The sequence below is a fragment of the Streptomyces sp. URMC 126 genome, assembly GCF_051386555.1.
Taxonomy (GTDB): Bacteria; Actinomycetota; Actinomycetes; order Streptomycetales; family Streptomycetaceae; genus Streptomyces.
In genome coordinates, this window is sequence record NZ_JBPQTX010001389.1 from 1 (window position 1) to 233 (window position 233).

Here is a 233-nt window from a genome sequence, read left to right on the forward strand (position 1 = left end):
GGCCTGCATCTGCACCCGCAGCGAGCTGGACCAGGCGACCACTGCGTCGGAGTCGGCGCTGACGTACCGCTCCGGGGTGATCCGGAGCGCCAGCGGCCGGCCGGAGGTCATCAGCGCGACCTTGCCGCGTCCGGTGATGTTGAGGTTGTAGGCGCCGGAGCCGGAGATCCCGAACTGGCTGTCCACGGCGATCACCTCCCAGTGCAGGGAGGAGTCCAGCGCCAGCACGTAGG

Annotated in this window: 1 protein-coding gene; it reads right to left on the minus strand. The window is 70.0% G+C overall.

The window, feature by feature from the left end; all coding sequences use genetic code 11:
• The coding region (locus tag ACSNOK_RS36390) for an AIM24 family protein (protein WP_436784922.1) at nt 1-233 on the minus strand (233 nt) is incomplete at both ends.